General features: G+C 60.8%; 9 protein-coding genes. 7 read left to right on the top strand and 2 right to left on the bottom strand.

Going from position 1 to position 19,435, the window contains the following annotated elements; all coding sequences use genetic code 11:
• Window positions 1-247 precede the first annotated feature (247 nt).
• The 7 genes from E5K02_RS26165 to E5K02_RS11160 all read left to right on the top strand — a co-directional run bounded on the left by E5K02_RS26165 (window position 248) and on the right by E5K02_RS11160 (window position 12,297).
• A complete protein-coding gene (locus E5K02_RS26165; protein ID WP_317128909.1) occupies window positions 248-2,614 on the top strand; it encodes a SulP family inorganic anion transporter in 2,367 nt (788 codons plus the stop codon).
• Window positions 2,615-2,737: 123 nt separating this feature from the next.
• A complete protein-coding gene (locus E5K02_RS11135; RefSeq protein WP_135394889.1) occupies window positions 2,738-3,418 on the top strand; it encodes a response regulator transcription factor in 681 nt (226 codons plus the stop codon).
• Window positions 3,419-3,807: 389 nt separating this feature from the next.
• Window positions 3,808-8,331, top strand: a complete 4,524-nt coding sequence (gene gltB / locus E5K02_RS11140; protein ID WP_135394890.1) for a glutamate synthase large subunit — start codon at window positions 3,808-3,810, stop codon at window positions 8,329-8,331.
• A gap of 139 nt (window positions 8,332-8,470) precedes the next feature.
• Window positions 8,471-9,946: a glutamate synthase subunit beta gene (locus E5K02_RS11145; RefSeq protein WP_135394891.1), complete on the top strand. Its 1,476-nt coding sequence runs from the start codon at window positions 8,471-8,473 to the stop codon at window positions 9,944-9,946.
• A gap of 312 nt (window positions 9,947-10,258) precedes the next feature.
• Window positions 10,259-10,672, top strand: a complete 414-nt coding sequence (locus E5K02_RS11150; protein WP_135394892.1) for a hypothetical protein — start codon at window positions 10,259-10,261, stop codon at window positions 10,670-10,672.
• A gap of 193 nt (window positions 10,673-10,865) precedes the next feature.
• Window positions 10,866-11,882, top strand: a complete 1,017-nt coding sequence (locus E5K02_RS11155) for an NAD(P)/FAD-dependent oxidoreductase (RefSeq protein ID WP_135394893.1) — start codon at window positions 10,866-10,868, stop codon at window positions 11,880-11,882.
• A gap of 88 nt (window positions 11,883-11,970) precedes the next feature.
• On the top strand, window positions 11,971-12,297 hold the full coding sequence (locus E5K02_RS11160) for a 2Fe-2S iron-sulfur cluster-binding protein (protein WP_135394894.1): 327 nt from the start codon (window positions 11,971-11,973) through the stop codon (window positions 12,295-12,297).
• 84 nt (window positions 12,298-12,381) lie between these two features.
• On the opposite strand, the gene E5K02_RS11165 is transcribed toward E5K02_RS11160, so the two are convergent.
• Together E5K02_RS11165 and E5K02_RS11170 are read right to left on the bottom strand one after the other, a co-directional pair.
• Window positions 12,382-12,855: a hypothetical protein gene (locus E5K02_RS11165; protein ID WP_135394895.1), complete on the bottom strand. Its 474-nt coding sequence runs from the start codon at window positions 12,853-12,855 to the stop codon at window positions 12,382-12,384.
• A gap of 141 nt (window positions 12,856-12,996) precedes the next feature.
• Window positions 12,997-19,161 carry an alpha-2-macroglobulin family protein gene (locus E5K02_RS11170; RefSeq protein ID WP_167856368.1) on the bottom strand — a complete coding sequence of 2,055 codons (6,165 nt, stop codon included), beginning with the start codon at window positions 19,159-19,161 and terminating at the stop codon, window positions 12,997-12,999.
• Window positions 19,162-19,435 lie beyond the last annotated feature (274 nt).

The following is a 19,435-nucleotide window of genomic DNA, read 5'->3' on the forward strand; positions in this document are numbered from 1 at the left end:
AAGATCTAATCACCTTATAATATTCCTTTAATTCAGTGCCCGTACAAGGACTATACTTTTGCAATGAACATTTAAGCATCTGATTCCCGCATCCCTTTAGCAGACCAACCCTTCTAACAACTCCTTTTTAGTTCTGCTCTACGCGCAACTGGCCTCAGTACCAGCTCTGCTTTTTAGTGCCTTTTTCTAGTCCTGCGCTTCGCTGCTTTTGAGCAGTGCCAGACCCGTCATGCCTTTTCGTAAGCCTATGTCTATTCCATCCGTTGGTTCCAAAACCTGGGACTTTTCCTACTTCAAAAGCGACTTGCAAGGGGGCCTTGTGTCGTTTCTGGTAGCGGTGCCGCTGTGTCTGGGCATTGCGCTGGCCTCGGGAGCCCCCCTGTTTTCGGGCATCATTGCTGGCATCGTTGGGGGCTTGGTAGTAGGGGCGCTGAGCCGCTCGGCCGTGAGTATTTCCGGGCCCGAAGCCGGCCTGATTCTGGTCGTGGTTAGCTCCCTGGAGTCTTTGGGCTCCTTTAAGACCCTGCAGCTGGCTATCTGCGTGGCGGGCGTACTGCAGGTGATTATGGGCCTGGCCAAAGCCGGCATTATCAGCAATTTCTTTCCTTCATCGGTCATCAAAGGCATGCTGGCGGCCATTGGCATCATTCTGATTCTAAAGCAGCTGCCCCACGTACTGGGCTACGATGCCGACGCGGTGGAGTCCCTGGCCCTGTTCTCCTGGAACGGCGGCAACCTGGAAACCTTGTTGGAACACGCCCTGCGCGAGTTCAACGCCACTGCCCTGGTTATTGCCCTAGTCAGCCTGAGCATCCTGATTGCCTGGGAACAGCCTGCTTTCAAACGCAACCCGGTATTATCGTCCGTGCCCGCCGCCCTGATTGTCATTATCGTGGGCATCACGCTGAATTTCCTGGCGGGCCTGCTGAGCCCGGCTTACGCCCTGGGCGGCACCCACTTGGTGCAGCTGCCCGTACCCAAGAGCGCCGCCGATTTTGTAGGCCTCTTTACCCTGCCCGACTTCTCCCAGCTGGCTAATCTGAAGGTGTACTCGGCGGCTTTTTCCATTGCGCTGGTGGCTAGCTTGGAAGCCTTGCTGGCCGTGGAAGCCACCGACGAGCTGGACCCGCTGAAGCGCAAAACCCCTACCAACCACGAACTCAAAGCCCAAGGTGTGGGCAATATGGTGAGTGGGTTGGTGGGCGGCCTGCCCCTGACGTCGGTGATTGTGCGCAGCTCGGTGAGTATCAATGCCGGGGGCCGTACCAAGCTGGCGGCCCTGGTGCACGGCAGCTTGCTGCTGCTGAGCGTGGTGCTGTTTCCGAGCCTGCTCAACCTGATTCCGTGGGCGGCCCTGGCCGGTATTCTGCTCGTGACGGGCTACAAGCTGGCCCGTATCAGCATCTTTAAGCAGCATTTCCAGGCCGGTATTACCGAGTTTCTGCCCTTCATCGTGACCATTGCCGCCATTCTAGTCACGGACCTGCTCATCGGCATCGGCATCGGGGCGGCCGTGGGCCTGTTCTTCGTGCTGCGCGAAACCTACAAGAATGCCCACTTTTTCCAGACCTACACAGTGCAGGGCGAAGAGCACCTGCGCATCAGCCTGGGCGAGCATGTCTCGTTTCTGAACAAGGCCAGCATCATGACTGTGCTCAAGGACATTCCGGTGAATACGACCGTGGAAATTGATGGTACCAACTCGGCCTACATCGACCGGGACGTGCTGGGTGCCATTGAGAACTTCCGCGAAACGGCCCGGCAGCGCAACATCCGGCTGATTTTCCTGCGCAAAGGCGACGACTACGCCCAAAACATTGCCGGGCAGCCCCACGTCAGCAGCAAGGAGGCCGACTTCGAAGCCTACTACAAGCTCTTCGAGAACAACCGTAACTGGGTAGCCGAAAAGCTGCGCCGCAACCCCCGCTTTTTCGAAGCCGCCGCCCAGCAGACGCCCAAGTTCCTCTTCATCGGCTGCTCCGACAACCACGTATCCGTAAGTGAGATGACCGGCACGGCGCCCGGGGAAGTATTTGTGCACCGCAACGTGGCCAACCTGGTCGTCAGCACCGACCTGAACCTGGCCTCGGTACTGGAATACGCCGTCGAGCAGCTTCAGATCCAGCACATCATCGTGTGTGGGCACTACGGCTGCCGGGGCGTGAAAGCGGCCATGCAGAACGAGGACGAGGGGGTAGTGAGCAGCTGGCTGAACACGGTGCGCGAGGTAATGCAGAAGCACAACCACGAGCTGGGCGAGTTGGAAACGGAAGACGAACGGTACCGCCGCCTGGTTGAGCTCAACGTCATTGAGCAGGTTTACAATCTGCAGCAAACCACCACGGTACAGAACGCCGCCGGGCCGCTGCACCTCCACGGCTGGGTGTACGATATCCACGGCGGGGTCATCCGGGACCTGGAAGTGGATGTGCGCCGCGACTTCGCCGAATACGACACTATTTTCCGCTACCAAGTAGCGCCCGACGGACTGCGCCGCCTGGCCGGCAACCTAACGCAGGCGCCCTCGATTTACTCGGTTAGTACCGGCGCCGGGCGCGGCCCCATCATTGCCATTCCGCCCTTCGACGGCGACGCGGCTCTGGGTGTGCCATAGCGACGCTCTCCTTTCTGCCCCACCCACCCCATCCCACCCTAAGTACCCACTCTTAACCCCGTTGCGGCTGCCGACCGGCCACTTTGGCTACTGGCAGCCGCAACCCCAACGGCTTACGCGAGGATGAAATTATTGCTAGTAGAAGATGACTTGATGGCGGCGGCTCTGCTGAAGGGCCGCCTCGAGCAAGAGGGCCTGGAAGTAGCCGTGGCCCTGAACGTGCCCTCCGCCCAGCAGATGCTGACCTCGGCCACCTACACGGCCGTGCTTCTGAAAGTGGACCTGCCCGAAAGCAGCGGGTTTGAGCTGTGCCGTTTTATTCGGCAACACTCGGAAAAACTGTCGGTGCTGATGTTTACAGCCAATACCTCGACGGACTACAAGCTTCAGGGCTTCGAGGCCGGCGCCGATGACTACCTGGTTCAGCCTTTCGAGTTTGGCGAGTTGCTGGCCCGCCTGCGGGCGTTGCACCGGCGCTACCCCGTTGTGCACACGGAAAAAGTGCTGAAGGTGGCCGACCTCGAACTGCACGGCAGCAGCAAGATTGTGAAGCGGGGCGACAAGCGCATCGACCTCACGGGCCGGGAGCTGGCCTTGCTCGAATACTTCATGCACAACCAGGGCCGGGCCGTAACCCGCCAAGAAATCGTGCACAAGGTCTGGGACCTGTCCTTTAACACCGGCACCAACGTGGTAGACGTGTACGTCAACTATCTGCGCAAAAAGATTGACCGGGAGTTTACGCCCAAGCTGATTCATACCCTCAACGGTATCGGCTACATTCTCGAGGACCGGGCGGTTTGATAATAGATTTATACAGACGCTATAGTTAGTGACTTGTGGCGCGGATTTCAGCCCGTAGCCTTCGTCGTTGCGCAATTCGGGGCTGCAAACCCGGTTGCTTTCACGACGGAGCTACGGGCTGACGCTTTTGCGGCCCTACCCAACGGCAGCTGCTGCGACGCAGGGCTCCTACAGCCGGCAGGCCGCATCGGCCGTCGTAACGAGGCACCTTCGCAAAACCAGCTTAACGGGCCAGGAACAAGCTTTTCACAAGCCTCAGGGGCCTCGTATTCCCGGTTTGGAAATCGTAGAAACGGGCAAGCGTGGCGCGTCTGGGTCGGGCAGGGGAATATCTTGCCATTTCGGCCTTGTCCGCAAGGCCGACAGACTCCCCACGACACCGATTTACGATGAATCCCGAAACTAGCGCGCAGGGTCTGTATCGTCCCGAGTTTGAGCACGACGCCTGTGGCACCGGCTTTCTAACCTATCTGAACGGTCGAAAGTCGCACCAGATTATTGCCGACGCCCTGACCATGCTGGAAAACATGGAGCACCGCGGTGCCTGTGGCTGCGACTCCGATTCCGGCGACGGAGCCGGCATTCTGTTGCAGGTGCCCCACTGGTTTTTCCTGGAAGAATGCACCGCCCTGAGCATCCGCTTGCCCGAGCCGGGCAGCTACGGGGTGGGCCTGGTGTTTCTGCCCAAAAAGCACTCCACCAAAGAAGCCTGCCGCCAGCTGATACACGAGGCGGCCAGCAAGCTGGGCATGGCCGTGCTGGGCTTCCGGCCGGTGCCCGTCAACCCCAGTGGCATTGGCCCCACGGCCCTGGCCGCCGAGCCCGACATGGAGCAAGTCTTTATCGGCCGGCCCGCAGGCGTTTCGAGCCCCGAGGATTTCGAGCGGAAGCTTTACGTGCTGCGCCGCTACATCAGCAAACTGGTGTTGGAAGCCAACCTCAAGGCCGGCGCCGACTTTTACGTGGCCTCCCTGTCCTGCAAAACCATCGTCTACAAGGGTCAGCTTACCACCTATCAGGTGCGGGGCTACTTCCCCGACTTGAGCGACGAGCGGGTCACCTCGGCCTTTGGCATGGTGCACTCCCGCTTCTCAACCAACACGTTTCCGTCGTGGAAGCTGGCTCAGCCCTTTCGGCTGCTGGCCCACAACGGCGAAATCAACACGCTGCGGGGCAACCTGAACTGGTTTTACGCCGGCATGCGCAGCTACGCGTCGCCGTACTTCTCGGCCGAGGAAATGGACATGCTGCTGCCCGTCATCGACGAGGGGCAGTCGGACTCGGCCTGCCTCGACAACATCGTGGAGATTCTGCTGCACTCGGGCCGGTCGTTGCCGCACGTGATGATGATGCTGGTACCCGAAGCCTGGGACGGCAACACCCAGATGGACCCGTGGAAAAAGGCCTTTTACGAGTTTCACGCCACCTTTATGGCCCCCTGGGATGGCCCAGCGGCGCTGATTTTTACCGACGGCCAGCAGATCGGGGCCATGCTGGACCGCAACGGGCTGCGCCCGTTGCGCTATGTTGTCACCGACGACGGCCGGGTAATGGTGGCCTCCGAGGCCGGCGTGCTGACCATTCCGGAGTCGACCGTGCTGCAGAAAGGCCGTTTGCAGCCGGGCAAAATGCTGCTGATTGATACCGTGGCCGGCCAGATTATCACCGACCAGGGCATCAAGGCCCAGGCGGCGGCCCGGCAGCCCTACGGCGAGTGGCTCACCGACTACCAGATTCGACTGGAAGAGCTGCCCGAGCCCCGGCAGGTGTTTACCGACCTGGCCACCGATTCGGTGTTTAAGTACCACCAGGTATTTGGCTACACCCGGGAGGATATCGACACGATTATTACGCCCATGGCCCTGGAGGGCAAGGAACCCATCGGCTCGATGGGCGTGGACGTGCCCCTGGCTATTCTCTCCGACCAGCCCCAGCATCTAAGCAGCTACTTCAAGCAGTTCTTTGCCCAGGTCACCAACCCGCCGATTGACCCCATTCGGGAGCGGCTGGTGATGAGCCTGGCCACCTTTATCGGCAACAACGGCAACATCCTCGACGAGAACAAGATGCACTGCCACTGCGTGGCGTTGCGCCAGCCCATTTTAACCAACCACGAGCTGGAAAAGCTGCGCAGCATCGACACGGGGATGTTCAACGCCAAGACGCTGCTCTCCTACTTCAAGGCCGACGGCAAGCCGGGCTCGTTGCAGGATGGTCTGTCGCGCCTGTGCCGCTACGCCGAAGACGCCGTAAACGACGGATTCGAAGTGCTGATTCTCTCGGACCGGGGCCTGGACTCCAAGCACGCCCCGATTCCGTCGCTTCTGGCCGTGTCGGCCGTGCATCACCATCTGATCCGCAAAGGACACCGGGGCTCGGTGGGGTTGGTCGTGGAAGCCGGGGATATTTGGGAAGTGCACCACTTTGCCTGCCTGCTTTCCTTCGGGGCCACGGCCATCAACCCGTATCTGGCCCTGGCCACCATCCAGACCATGCAGCAGGACGGCAGCTTCAACACCAGTCAGGATGCGCCGCAGCTGGTCAAAAACTACGTGAAGGCCGTGTGCGACGGCCTGTTGAAGATCTTCTCCAAAATGGGCATCAGCACCCTGCAAAGCTACCACGGGGCTCAGGTGTTCGAGATTCTGGGCTTGAACCAGCAAGTGGTAGACCACTACTTCACCGGGGCCGTGACCCGCATTGGTGGCCTGGGCCTGGATGAAATTGCCCGCGAAACGCTCTACAAGCACTTTCAGGGGTTCAAGAGCAGCACGCCCGAGGAGCAGCAGCTCCTGCCCGACGGCGGCGTGTACCAGTGGCGGCGCCGGGGCGAGGCCCACATGTTCAACCCCGAAACGGTGCACTTGCTGCAGCTGGCTACCCGCACCGGCAACTACGACACCTACCGCCGCTACGCCAAGCTGGTCAATGAGCAGCCCGAACGGATGTTTACCCTGCGCGGCCTGCTCGACTTTGCCCATCACCGGCCCGCCATTTCTTTGGATGAGGTAGAGCCGGCCGAAAACATCATGAAGCGCTTTGCCACCGGGGCCATGTCGTTTGGCTCGATTTCGCACGAGGCCCACAGCACCCTGGCCATTGCCATGAACCGCATCGGGGGCAAAAGCAACACGGGCGAAGGCGGCGAGGACCCCATGCGCTACGAGCAGCTGCCCAACGGCGACTCCATGCGCTCGGCCATTAAGCAAATTGCCTCCGCCCGCTTCGGCGTCACGGCCCACTACCTGACCAACGCCGACGAGCTGCAAATCAAGATGGCTCAGGGCGCCAAGCCGGGGGAAGGCGGGCAACTGCCGGGCCACAAGGTCGACGCCTGGATTGCCAAAACCCGCCACGCCACGCCCGGCGTAGGCCTGATTTCGCCCCCGCCCCACCACGACATCTACTCCATTGAGGACCTGGCCCAGCTCATCTTCGATTTGAAAAACGCCAACCGCGCCGCCCGCATCAACGTGAAGCTGGTGAGCAAGGCGGGCGTGGGCACCATTGCCGCCGGGGTGGCCAAAGCCCACGCCGACGTGATTCTCATTGCCGGCTACGACGGGGGCACCGGCGCCTCGCCCATCAGCTCCATCAAGCACGCCGGCCTGCCCTGGGAACTGGGCCTGGCCGAAGCCCACCAGACACTCTTGCGCAACCAGCTCCGCAGCCGGGTAGTGCTGCAGGCCGACGGGCAGCTCAAAACCGGCCGCGACTTGGCCGTAGCCGCTTTGCTAGGGGCCGAAGAATGGGGCGTAGCCACGGCAGCCTTGGTAGCGGGCGGCTGCGTGATGATGCGCAAATGCCACCTCAACACCTGCCCAGTAGGCGTAGCCACCCAGGACCCGGAGTTACGCAAGCTCTTCAGCGGGCAGCCCGAGCACATCGTGAATCTGTTCCGCTTTCTGGCCGAGGAATTGCGCGAAATCATGGCTGAACTGGGCTTTCGCACCATTCACGAAATGGTGGGCCGCGCGCAGTTTTTGAAGGTGTGCGAAGGAATCACGCACTGGAAAGCCCGCCACCTCGATTTGTCGGGGGTGCTCCAACCGGCCGCCAACCCCTCCGGTGGCACGCTTTACCACAGCGAAAACCAGGACCACGGCCTCGACAACATCCTGGACTGGCAACTGCTGGCGCACGCCCAGCCGGCCCTGCAGGAGCGAATTCCCGTGTTTGCCGAATTCCCGGTGCGCAACACCGACCGGACCATTGGCACGTTGCTCTCCAACGAAATTGCCAAGCGCTACCACGCCGCCGGCCTACCCGAAAATACCATCAACTACCGTTTCCACGGTTCGGCGGGCCAGAGCTTCGGGGCTTTCAGCGTGAAGGGCTTGTCGTTTGCCCTGGAGGGTGAAGCCAACGACTACGTAGGTAAAGGCCTGTCCGGGGCCCAGCTGGCTATTTTCCCGGCCGCCGACGGCAAGTTTGTGCCCGAGCACAACATCATCATCGGCAACGTGGCCCTGTACGGAGCCACCTCCGGCGAGCTGTTTGTGCGCGGGCAGGCCGGGGAACGGTTTGCCGTGCGCAACTCCGGGGCCACCGCCGTGGTGGAGGGCGTCGGGGACCATGGCTGCGAGTACATGACCGGCGGCCGGGCCCTGATTCTGGGCCGCACGGGCCGCAACTTCGCCGCCGGCATGAGCGGGGGCATTGCCTGGGTCTACGACCCCGACGGCACGTTTCCCGACAACTGCAACCAGGAAATGGTGGAACTCGACCCACTCGATGCCGCCGACGAATCCCAGATTCAGGCCCTGCTGCGCAAGCACCAGCAGCTTACGGGCAGCCAACTGGCAGACTACCTGCTCGGCAACTGGCCGGAGGAAGCCGGGCGCTTCGTGAAAGTATTCCCTTCCGAATACAAGAAAGTGCTCCAGCAGGCGCAGTACGCCACGGCCAGCTAAGTTATACCTCACAGCAACAAGAACGTCATGTTGAGCGCAGCGGTGGTACCCTTCGGGCGAAGCTGAATTTCGGTTGCTGCAACGACCGAAAGCAAGGTGCGCCGCTGCGCTCAGCATGACAGCCACAATATACCAGCACATGGGACACATTACCGGTTTCAAGGAATTCAGCCGTGAGTTGCCCGCCAAGGCGGCTCCCCAGGAACGGGTGCAGCACAACCACGAGTTTGTGGCTATGTATACCGAGCCCCAGCTCAACCAGCAGGCGGCCCGCTGCATGAACTGTGGCATTCCGTTTTGCCACGCCGGCTGCCCCTTGGGCAATATTATCCCCGAGTTCAACGACGCGGTGCACCAGCAAGACTGGCAGGTAGCCTACCAGATTTTGTCGTCGACCAACAACTTCCCGGAATTTACGGGCCGCATCTGCCCGGCGCCCTGCGAATCGGCTTGCGTGCTGAGCATTCACAGCACCCCGGTGGCCATCGAGGAAATTGAGAAGCACATCATCGAAATTGCCTTCAGCAAGGGCTACGTGCAGCCCACCGCTCCGGTGCTCAAGTCGGGCAAAACCGTGGCGGTGGTGGGGTCTGGTCCGGCCGGCTTGGCCGCGGCAGCCCAGCTTACCAAGGCCGGCCACAGCATCACCGTGTTTGAGCGCGACGACCGGCCCGGTGGCCTTTTGCGCTACGGCATCCCCGACTTCAAGCTCGATAAATGGGTAATTGACCGGCGCATTCAGCTCTTAGAAGAAGATGGAGTTGTGTTTCGCTGCAATACCGAAATAGGCAAAGATGTAGCCGCCGAAGAGCTAACCCGCACCTTCGACGCGGTGGTGCTGGCCGGCGGCGCTACCCTCCCCCGCGACCTAAGCCTGCCGGGCCGGGAGCTGCTGGGCATTCACTTCGCCATGGACTACCTCACCCAGCACAACCGCCGCGTAAGCAACCTGGACGTGGCCGGTGAGGCCATCTGGGCAGAAGGCCACGACGTGGTAGTCATCGGCAGCGGCGACACGGGCTCCGACTGCGTGGGTACGGCCAATCGGCAGCAGGCCCGCTCCATCACGCAGTTTGCCCTCATGCACCAACCCGGCACCGAGCGGCCCGCCCACACGCCCTGGCCCCAGGAACCCGCCATTTTCCGGACCAGCACCTCCCACGAGGAAGGCTGCCAGCGCTACTGGGGCATCAACACCAAGGCCTTTCTGGGCGACGAAAACGGCCGGCTCCGGGCCCTGCTGGTGACGGATATTACCTGGGAAACCGACGTGCTGGGCCGCCGCCTGCGCTTTACCGAAATAGAAGGCTCGGAGCGCGAAATTCCGTGCACTATGGTGCTGCTGGCGTTGGGCTTTGCCGCACCCCAATATGAGGGCATGCTCCAGCAGTTGGGCGTCGAACTGGATGACCGGGGCAACGTGCGAACCCAGAAAGGAGCCTACTCGACCAGCGTGCCGAAGGTATTTGTGGCCGGTGATATGCGCCGGGGTCAGTCGTTGGTGGTGTGGGCCATTTCGGAAGGGCGGGAAGTGGCCCGCAAGGTCGATGCCCTGCTGACGGGCAAATCGGCGCTGCCTAGCAAAGACGCGGTGGGTATGTTTGCCAAGCTGTAGCCAAGGACCAGGCCTTGGCTACATCCAGGGAATTTGAGAGGCGTTGTTTCAGCGTTGGCACCCGTCCACCAGGGCTCCTGCCGGGCCTCCCCCACTCCGGATAAGGTAGGAGTAGCAGCGAAAAGACGGGCAGAAACAGTTTGACAGGGTTAACAGTTTTTCGGGCAGCTGGCGGTATTTGCCCCGGTTAGCGTCCAAAAACTTTCCGGATAGAGTGGGCAGCAGCGCCATAGGAAGCGGTGGTTGGCAACTGGCAAGCCAACCCGTAAGATTCCTCATGGGTTCTTCAGCTAGTCGTTGTTTCTTTACCCCATGCTACTCTCCGCTGCCTCCTCTATTTATTTCCGCAATGCCCTCTGCACCATTTCTTACTACGAGGCCGGTTACGTGCAACTAGTCTGGTCGGAAGCTGCTGCTACTGCCGATGAGCTACAGGCACTTTATGGCCACACGCTGCAAGTCCTGAAGCACCACCGCACCGGCCGGCTCCTCACCGACCACCGCCTGCGCCAGCCCCTGCCCCTGACAGCTCAGCACTGGATTTCCCAGCAGTGGATACCCCAGGCCGTGCGCGAAGCCGGTTACAGCCACTGCGCTATTATCGAAAACCAGACGCCCTTGGGTCGCCTAGCCGCCCGGGCCGTAGGCGACGAGGTAGCGGTGCCACTCAAATTTCAATTCTTCAACGACTTATCCGAGGCCGCCGCTTGGCTGACCAAAGCCTAAGCAAGGCTGCGAAAACGGGCCGCTTGTTTGTATCTTTGCCGCCCGTTAGGCTTTTGCACGAAGCGTAAAGCCACCAAGGCCTGGGCTCGTTTGGCGCCGCTTTTTTAGCGCTTAGCGGGCGTTTATTCCAACGTTTCCAGGGGTTTAACTGTTAACCTGCTGGCCCTGGGCCGCTCATTTTATTGCTTTGTTCATGACCAATTCCATTTCGACCGATATCTGCATTATCGGAGCGGGCCCGGTGGGCTTATTTGCGGTATTTGAGGCCGGTTTGCTGAAGTTGCGCTGCCATCTGGTTGACGCGCTGCCCCAAGTGGGCGGGCAGCTCTCCGAGATTTATCCTAAGAAGCCGATTTATGACATTCCCGGCTTCCCCGACATCCTGGCTGGCGACCTGGTCCAGAATCTGATGCGGCAGATCGAGCCCTTCCACCCCACCTTCACGCTGGGCGAACGGGTAGAGCGGCTGGCCAAGCTGGAAGACGGCTCTTTTCAGCTCTTCACCACCGACGGCACCGAAATCTTCTGCAAGGCCATTGCCATTGCCGGCGGCCTGGGCTCGTTTGAACCCCGCAAGCCCGCCATTGAAAGCCTGGAAAACTACGAAGGCGGCCGGGGCGTATACTACATGGTGCGCGACCCGGAAACCTTCCGCGACCAGCGCATCGTCATTGCCGGCGGCGGCGACTCGGCCCTCGACTGGACCGTGTTCCTGGCCGATGTAGCCAAGGAAGTGACCTTGGTGCACCGTGGCACGACCTTCCGCGGCGCGGCCGATTCGGCCGAAAAAGTAAAAAACCTGCACGAAGCCGGCCGGGCCCGCCTGGTCCTATCGTCGAACGTGACGCACGTGCACGGCGAAGATGGCCTGGAAGCGGTGACGATTACCGCCAACGACGGCACGGCCGAAACCCTGGCCGTGGATGCCTTCATTCCGTTGTTTGGTCTCACGCCCAAACTAGGCCCGATCGGGGATTGGGGTCTGGAGTTGGAAGACGATGCGGTGAAGGTAAACACGCTGGATTACTCGACTTCCGTACCCGGTATTTTCGCCATCGGCGACATAAATACGTATCCTGGCAAGCTCAAGCTCATTCTGTGCGGCTTCCACGAAGCAGCTCTGATGGCCCAGGGCGCGTTCAAATACATCAACCCTGATAAAAAGTACGTGCTGAAATACACCACTGTGAACGGGGTACCTACGCTGTAGTTTTTGATTTGGCAGCCTGGGCGGTTGATACAGAGTAGACTTACTGCAACCGCCCAGACCGCCAAACAGAAAGCTCTAACTTAAGAATATGACCGACGAAGTACGCGTATATGTAGAGGAAGCGCCCAGTCAGCGGCGTGAGGTAGTAGCCCCCACCGACATGGCCCTGAGCCTGATGGAGGTGCTCAAAGCCAGCGGCTACGACATTCAGGCTACCTGCGGTGGCATGGCTTTGTGCGGTACCTGCCACGTGGAAGTACTGGCCGGCCCCGCCCTCGACGAGCCCAGCGACGATGAACTGGCTATGCTCGAAAGTCTGCCCATTATGACTCAGGGTAGCCGCCTTTCCTGCCAGATTCGCATCACCAACCGCCTCGACGGCTTGGTGGTACGTTTGATGCCCCAGAACACCTAGGCAAGCGGCCACCGTAGCTTTCCAACAAAAAAGGAGAACCAGTAGCTGGTTCTCCTTTTTTGTTGGGTTAGTGCCCGCTCGGTCTTAGCGCCGGCGCTTTCTGGAACTAGACTTCCTCTTGGTCGAGCTGGATTTCTTTTTGGCTGTATGCTTGCGGGCCGATGAGCTCGAGGAGCGACGGTGCGTGGTATGGCGCCGGCGAGTGGTGTGCGGGCGGCTGGCGGGCTTAGCAGCTGGGGCCGCCGCTTCTTCCACCTTAGCTTCCTCCGGGCCGATAAAGTTGCGGGCCGTGGCTTCAGCAGTAGAGGCGGCCTGCTGCGTAGCGGCTTCTTCCTGAGCCGCCGCTTTAAGGGCTGCTGCTTGCTTGCGGCGCACTGGCATCAGGAAATCCCGCTCGGCTCGCTCCTGGGCTGAGAGCTTTTCTTCTCCCGGCAGAGTGGCGGTAACGGGTAGTGCTACTTGGCCTTTATGATCGGCAGGAGCTGTCTTTTTTCCTCCTTGAGCAAAAGCTGAAGCACTGCACAGGAGCAGGCTAGCCAGAACATATAGAGTACGCATAAGCATCGTTGCAAAGGACTAGGAAATGGCAAAATTACTATTGCCCTATTCGAATAGCAAACCTGTTTCGCTTTTAACCTATGGCAAAGCCCTTTTCAGCGGCCTCAGCCCCGATTTTATCCTAAAAAATACAATTTCTCATTATCTCCCTGCTACTGGGTCAATGTGGAGGCGGATGCCCGCCGAGTGGGTCGTAAATTCGGGAGCATACAAGCACTGCAGCTGGCTCAGCCCCCCCGAGAAATTACCGCTTTGCGCTGCCCGTAGTCGGTACTCAAAGGTATGCGTACCTTTGGGGAAGTAGCTGATAAAGAAGTTGGTGGCCGCGTCGCGAGGACTCTCGTAGTAGCCTAGCGCCCCCTGGTAGCGGTAGCCACTGGTTTGGCTGATTAGCTCGAGGCCAGCGGCGCGCTGATCCTTCACGTGCACATACTCCAGGTCCCGGTCGGCGCGCAGCACCAGGCGCACCACCAGCACGTCGCCCACGCGTAGCGGCGTAGCGGCAGTGAGGGGCACGAGTACCGGCCCACCCGTGGTACGCTGCTCCCGGTATAGCTGCCGTTCCAGGCTCAAGGATGTCGTGGCCGGGGTCACCTTGTCCAGTTGCTCAAAATACTGCCAGTAGAGCGCACCCCAGGCCACTCCGGCATCCGTTTTCTGAACCTTTACTTTGCCTTGCGCGGGCTTGATGGCAGCTGCGGCCCACATTGTTTTGAAATAACCCGTGCCAGCTTGCTGGGCTGTGGGGCGCACCGGTTCGCCTCCTACCTGCACCTCCAGCGCCTGGGTGGGCCGGAGCCAGTCGGAGCCGCGCAGCAGCAGGGCGTAGCAGGCATCGGCGGTGGCGCGGGTGCTTTCCCAGTTCTGGGTCTGCTTTTGCTTGAGCAGCCAGAGCTTCATTTCGTCCACGGCTTTCTGGTCGTCCCGGATTTCGTCAAAAGCCTCAATCATCGTGGCCTGGGTTTCGGTGGGGGCATCGCGCCAGTAGTAGCCGCCGCGCACTTCCTTCCAATACATGCCCAGCTCGGGCGAGTGCAGAGCATTTTCCACCAGGGCCGTCAGGATGTCTTTTACGGCCGTCGGCTGCACTTTTCGACGCTGCAAAGCCAGGGCTATCTGCGCCTGCACATAGCGGGTTTGCCCCACCCAGAACTTGCCCGCCTGCTGCTGATAGTAAGCCTGGGCGGGCTGGGCCGCGGTGGCTACGGCGGGCTGGGGCCAGAAACTGCGCGCATACAAGGCCTGCACTTGCACATCGGCCAAGTGATTTTGCTTGAGGTCTACGCCTTTCAACTTGCGCAGCTCGGTATAGTCGCGCTGCAGCTGCTCGTCGAGGTAGCGCAGGGCGTTCTGCAGCAGCGGACGGGCCTGCTCATTCTGGCTGGCATCGAAAGCCCCCAACTTCTGCAGCTTGCCAAAACCAGCCACAATCAGCTGGGTGATGTAGCGGTCGGCGGGCATTTTCTCAAACCAGGGGAAAGCACCATCGGGCTGCTGCATCCGGGCCAGCTTGGTCAGGGCCTTTGCCGTTTCAGCCTGCAGGCGGGGCGCATCGAGCAGCTCGCCGAGGCGGCGCATCCGCTCGGTTTCGCTCTGGGCGTCGCGCACCCAGGGCGTTTCCTGCAGCAACAGCGCCTTTAACTCTTGGTTTTGCTCGAGCTTACTGCTCAGCGCAGCCGGGTTGCCGGCCTGGGCAGCGCGCTTCCACTCGGCCAGCACCGTTTGCAGGCGAGGGTTTTGCTGCAGAATCCGGGTGGCCAGCAGGTTGGCGTAGAGGCGGCTGAATACCTGCTCGGAACACTCGTAGGGGTACTCCATTAAGTACGGCAGCGCCTGCACGGCGTACCAGGCCGGGTTGGGCGTCATTTCCAGCGTGAGCGAGTAGTTGCGCCGGGTGGCCGACGTCGTGCTGGTCAACTTGGTCAGCTCAAACTCCCGGGTGGCCGGCCCTACTATGGGCAGCGGCAAGCTTTCGGTGATGAGCAGACGGTTGGACAGCACCGGCACGGTGTTTTCCTCCCCGTCGGAGAAAGTTGCCACCGGCGTCTTGGCTTTGCGCTTGGGCTTTTGAGCGGGCTCCGTCTGGGCCACCACCCGGTAGGTCACGGCTTCGAGGGGCAGCTGGCCTTCGGCCGTTTCGGGGATAGTCAGCTCCCACTCCAGGGCACTGCTCTGCTTGGCCGCAAGCTGAAATCCTTGTTGGGCCGCCCCTTTCAACAGGCGGCCTTCCAGGGGCTGCTGGGTGCGGGCATCCAGCAAGAACAGCTGGGCTGTGCCGCGCATGGGCTGGTCGGTGAGGTTGCTGATTTTGGCCGAGAAGCGCAGCTGGTCGCCTTCCCGGAAGAAACGCGGGGCATTGGGCGTCACCTGCAGCTGCTTTTGCGTAACCAGCTCCCGCCGCAGCAGGCCGCTGTGCAGCTGCTGGTCGTGGGCCAGGGCCAGCAGCTGCCAGCGGGTCACGGCTTCGGGCATTTGAAACTCCAGTACGGTTTCGCCCTGGGCGTTGGTGCGCAGCTCGGGCAGCCAGAAGGCAGTTTCGCGGAAGTCCTTGCGGGCCTGCACGGCGGAGAGGTCAATGTTGCGGGGCTGGTCCGGCACTGCTGGTCGTTCGGCTGAATCAGCAGCTCCGGCTGCGGAAGGAGCTGCTGGGGCCGCCATCTTGCGCGCCATAGCCATCTGCGGAGCTGCTACTGCACCAGCCACGGCCATTTCTTCATCTTGCTTCACAACTGGCGACGTAAACCGGACGGTAGTTGATTTAGGCGGCAAGAGTCGATAATCCTGGCTGCTTTCCTCATCACCAAGCGAATAACTCCACCAGTTCAAATGAGGATAAAGCCGCAAAGCATCATCTGTAGCCGTGGCAGCTTCAATTAGAATGATTGATTCTTCCGTCCCAAACCGTCCGTTCCAAGCCAGGGTTGCCGAATAATACGAGGGCGAAAAATCCAGCGCTGTAAAAGAATGCGGATGGAAGATATCCAACGACTGGTCGTAGAGCGTGGCCAGCAGCTCGGCCGCGGCGGGCTTGCCGTCGGCCTGACGGATGGTGATACGCCAGGTTTCCTTTTGCCCGGGCTGCAGCTTGTCGCGGAACGTGGCAAAGCTGAATACCAGCGGAGCAGGCGGCGTAGCCACTTGCACCACGGCCGTGCGGGTATAGAGGCGGTTGTCGCGCACCTGCACCAAGTGCACGTAGAGCTGACTTCCATCGAGGGAGGCCGGTACCGCAATTTCAACCAGCCGCTGCTCGCCGGCGGCCAGCGTGAGCCGCTCCCGGCGCAGACTTTCCCCCTTTACTTCCGCTTCCAGCAGGATTTGGGCTCCCGCCTCCGAGCTGCCCACCAAAAACCGGGCCGACTGGCCGGGCGTTACGCTGTCTTGTAAGGCCACAAACCAGCTGGGCGTGGGCATAGGCAGCGTCGTGGCAGCAGCTGAATAGAGGGTAAAGGCCTGCTCGGTTTTCACCGGCTCCGTACTGCCGCCGGCGGCCGGCGCTGTAGCTTCCAGCACGTAGCGGCCGGGAGCCTGCTGGGCCAGTTGGGCGGGCAATGCCGTTAGCACGGGGCTTTTTTCGGTGTCAAACTCCTGGGTGAGCACCAAGGTCCGGGCCCAGGTAGAGTCGTTGTCTTCCCGGCCGTAGGCATCCAGCGGAAACTGCCGCTTAAACTCGTCTTGGTTCAGGGCTTCGCGCTCCGGCCGCTCCCAGGGGCGGGGGCGCAGGGCCCGGGCGGGCGGGGTCAGGCGGTACAGGCGCAGCTGCCCGCGGGCGGGCAAGGCCTCGCCCGCCGCGTTGGTGCTCAGCAGCTGCAGCTTCGGCAGCTTTTCACGGTTTAGCAGCTCGGGCACCGTTAGGCGCAGGGTCAGGGCATCGGTACCCAGGCTTAGGCTTTGCTGTCCGCTGCGGGTTTCGCCGGCGGCATCGGTTACGTCGGCCGTTAGTTCAAACACGTAGCCCGGCTGCCAGGGTCCGCGCTTGTTCTGGCTGGCTTCCTCTGCCTGAGCCCGAAACTTGACCGCAAAGCTTCCATCCGGGCCGGTCTGGACGGTGCCGTTGAGAATTTCTACTTCTCCATTCCGACCCGGCCGGGGCCCGGGAGGATAGATACCGTGCCCGAACATGGGCCAGAAAGTGCGCCGCACCACGCGGTACTGCACCGCGGCTCCATCAATAGGCTGCCCGGCATAGGCAGTGGCTTTCCCGCGCACGGTTACTTCCTGCCCCAGTACCGGGGTGTCCTTTACCGGTTCAAAAGTCACTTGGAAAGTAGGGCGCTTGTAATCTTCTACGTCGAATACGGCCACGCCATACTCCGTTTGTAGGCTCATGGCCCCGTTGAGTAAGCCCGTTGGCAACACGAGCGAGCCGTGGAAGCTGCCAAACTCCGAGGTTATAAAAGGCAGCGTCTGCACGGTCTGGCCGTTCACATCCATCAGGTTTACCGAAACGGGCTGTTTGGTCAGCAGCCGGGACTTGCCGGCGTTGGTTTCCGTCAGAATGCCTTTAAAGTACAGCGTCTGGCCGGGTCGGTAAATGGCGCGGTCGGTGTAGAGAAAGGTGCGCCGCTGGGGCTGCTCGGGCTCGGCCCGGCGGTTCCGGCGGGGCGAATACACGCGGTTGAAATTCTCCACCACCAAAGAGTCGGGGCCTTTGGTGAGAAAGACGTGCTGCAAATACCGGTCTTGCTCGGCAGTGCCCCGCGCCACAAGGGGGGCACTGCCCTCCGCCGAAGTCAGCTGCGTTTTCCCGCGCAGTTGTTTGGTCGTCCGGGTTTTAGCATCATAATACATGTAAAGCGGCAGCACGCTCACCCCGGCCAGCGGCTCTCCGGTTTGCCGGTGCAGCACCAATACTTCGGCATCAGTGCCCTCGGTAGCACCGCGCTGCACGTGGCTCAGCTCACTGACCGACACGAAGCCGAAAGCAGTAGTAACGCCCGGACGCTCGGTGGTGGCTTTCTCGGCGGTGGTACTTATTATAATAAGGTAGTGCCCCAACGGCAGGGCGGGGCCGGCGTGCTGCACCTGGTGGCTCCGATAATCGGTGGCAATACCGGTATTCAGCTCCCAGGCGGCAGCTGGCTTGGCGGCCAGGGCTTGGGCATGAGTCTTCTGGAAGCTATACGCTTCGTCGCTCTGGCCGGGCTGCGTAAGCCGTAAGTTGTAGGCGTTGCTGACCCGGTAGGCTTTGGCGTAGAGCCGCGCCGCGTTGCGCACCTGCAGTTTCAGCAGCCAGGGCTGGGCGGGCAGCACCACTTCTTCCGTGGTAAAGCTCAGCTCTACGGCCTCCAGGCGCTGCCGCAGGGCCTGGGCCTGCTGGGCTCCCAACGACTTCGGAAACCGTTTTTCAGCCTGCAGGGCCAGCTCCCGGGCGGCCGCCGGATTGGGGCCTTCCAGCCTGGCAGCCTGCTCAAACAGAAACTCGGTGGAAATAGGCAGCGTGCGGTAAGTTTCGGCTGCCCGGGCCAGGGCCGCTTGGTAGAGTGAGTCTTTCGTGGGCAGCGCCGCGTGGGCATACACAAAGCGCAGGCGCTTCAGGTCTACATCGGCCAGCGCGGCCGGGTTCTGGGACTCGGCCAAGCGAAATGCCGTCAGCTGTTGCAGTACCCGCAACGCATAGAACTGTCCGTTTAGGGAGTCGGCGCGGGGCGCTTCGAGCGGGAGCTTCCCAAAGTCGGCAGCCGGGCCAAACAACGCGGCCGAGTTCAACTCAAACTGGGCGGCGGGTGTGGTGAGGTAGAACTCGTCGTTGCCCAGCGCATCGATGGCCCGGTGCGCCAGCAAGTCGTAGAGCGTGGGGCGCTGGGCGCGGCCGGTTTGGTCGCCGCCCCGCACGGCGTAGCCCAGGCTGGCCAGCGGTAGTTGCTGCTGGCGCCCGGGCTCGTCGGCCAGTGAAGCTTGGTAGTGGTCAATGATGGCGCTACCGAGTCGGGCCGCATCCCAGGTCTGTATATCGGCGCTGCCAGCAGCGGCAGCGACGGTACGGTCGTATAGCTGGTAGCGGTGCTCTTCGTAATACTGCGTGTAGAGCTGCCCCAGCAGACTATGAAGAATAGCGCGGGTCGGAAATTTGGCAGTCTTCAACTCCGCCTCCACCAAGGCTATGGCGTTGGCGTTGGCTTCTTCTTCTTTGGCTTCCAGTAGCCGCAACTTATACAATAAGGTCCGGAGGTACTCCGGCGTATCCTGCTTACGGCGAGCGGCCTGGTAGAGGGGCTCGAGCAGCTTAGCAGCCGAGGTTGTCTGGTTTTTGGCCAGCAATTCGTCGATCTGCTTCCAGGTTCGAGGGTCCGGTTTGGGAGGCATTATGGGCGCGGCCAGCGCAAAAAAAAGGATACAGCTAGCTAAGATAAATACGGGGAATGCACGCATGTGGAGAGCAACGAATGGTTTGCCAAGTTATGATGCTCCCAGCTTCTCAATTCCACACTCGTTTTCACAGCTAGTATTACATTGACTATAAGCATTTTATATAATGAATATAAAATTTTACAAGATTTTAACAACAACCTATCCCTGAGTGTGAAATTAAATCCTTCTCATAATCCTATATTTGCATAGTTAAACGCACAAATTTTTC

Source organism: Hymenobacter metallicola, from assembly GCF_004745645.1.
GTDB lineage: Bacteria > Bacteroidota > Bacteroidia > Cytophagales > Hymenobacteraceae > Hymenobacter > Hymenobacter metallicola.